The sequence below is a fragment of the Pseudomonas sp. NPDC087639 genome, from assembly GCF_044743385.1.
In the GTDB taxonomy this organism is placed as follows: Bacteria; Pseudomonadota; Gammaproteobacteria; order Pseudomonadales; family Pseudomonadaceae; genus Aquipseudomonas.
In genome coordinates, this window is sequence record NZ_JBIUWI010000184.1 from 1 (window position 1) to 1,308 (window position 1,308).

At 54.7% G+C, this 1,308-nt stretch carries 1 protein-coding gene and 2 pseudogenes; all 3 read right to left on the minus strand.

Annotated elements, in window-relative coordinates; all coding sequences use genetic code 11:
* Window positions 1-31: 31 nt before the first annotated feature.
* Window positions 32-529 (minus strand): annotated as a pseudogene (gene petA / locus ACIOVB_RS27725) (ubiquinol-cytochrome c reductase iron-sulfur subunit); the annotation flags it as partial.
* Between the two features lie 270 nt (window positions 530-799).
* Entirely contained in the window at window positions 800-1,192 is a 393-nt protein-coding gene (gene rpsI, locus ACIOVB_RS27730; RefSeq protein WP_401272300.1) for a 30S ribosomal protein S9, read from the minus strand.
* 14 nt (window positions 1,193-1,206) lie between these two features.
* A pseudogene (rplM, locus tag ACIOVB_RS27735) lies at window positions 1,207-1,308 on the minus strand (50S ribosomal protein L13); the annotation flags it as partial.

Below are 1,308 nucleotides of genomic sequence, written 5' to 3' on the forward strand. Positions count from 1 at the left end.
CTGGCAGGTTCAAAGGCGCAGGTAGCGACTAGTAGACGCGGCCAGCCAGATCGTAGTGAGAACCGTGGCAAGGGCAGAAATAACCGCCTACCCAGTCTTTACCCAGATCCGCAGGTGCCACTTCGGGACGGAAGGTCGGTGAGCAACCCAAGTGCGTGCAGATCCCGATCAGCAGCAGAATTTCCGGCTTGATCGATCGCACTTCAGGGTCGACATAGGTGGGTTGCGTGGAGTTTTTGGAGGTTGGATCAGAGAGCTGGCCCTCGATCTTCTTGAGATTCCCCAGGATTTCCTCAGTACGGCGGACAATGAACACCGGCTGGCCGCGCCACTCAGCAATCATCTGCTGTCCTGGCTCGATTTTGCTGACATTCACTTTCACCGGTGCACCTGCGGCTTTCGCCTTGGCACTGGGAAACCTTGACCCCTCGACCGGGACCGCAGCCCCCACCGCTCCTGCAGCACCCACCACGGATGTGGCTGCTACCAAGAAGCGACGCCGGCCTGCATTCACGCCGTCATTGCTCATTCAGTCCTCTCCCATCAGCTTTGTGGCCTGTTAAATCAGGCATCTACTAAATAAATCAATGTAACTTATAAAAATTTTGCCGAGATGGTAATGAAAAGCCCCAATTCTGACAAGGGAATTACCCGGAGCTCTCACCCTCAAGCCTTGCAGTATAGGGGGTCTACGGAAGTGGCAAGTTGTCGCAGCGCAATTCTTTTGATAAATCGCAGGCATAAAAAAACGCCCGGTTCCGTGAGGAATCGGGCGTTCTTTTTGAACGTGGAAGCGGAATTAACGCTTCGAGTACTGCGGACGCTTACGCGCTTTACGCAGACCAACTTTCTTACGTTCAACTTCACGGGCGTCGCGAGTAACGAAGCCAGCTTTGCTCAGAGCGCCACGCAGGGTTTCGTCGTAGTCCATCAGAGCGCGAGTGATGCCGTGGCGGATTGCGCCAGCTTGACCACTTACACCACCGCCGATCACGGTGACGTAGATGTCGAACTTCTCGACAGTCTCAGTCAGCTCCAGCGGCTGACGAACTACCATGCGGGCAGTTTCGCGGCCGAAGAAGTTTTCCAGCGAACGGTTGTTGATGGAGATATTACCAGTACCCGGACGCAGGAAAACGCGTGCGGTTGCGGTCTTGCGACGGCCAGTGCCGTAATTTTGAGTCGCCGACATAATGTACTATTCCGTTAAAACTTCAGTTCTTGGGGCTGCTGAGCAGTATGTGGGTGTGCAGCGCCCGCATAGACTTTCAGCTTACGGTACATGACGCGACCCAGTGGGTTTTTAGG

Coding starts and splice junctions, on each gene's coding strand:
- rpsI (WP_401272300.1), bottom strand. CDS start 1,192: ATGTCGGCGACTCAAAATTACGGCACTGGCCGTCGCAAGACCGCAACC.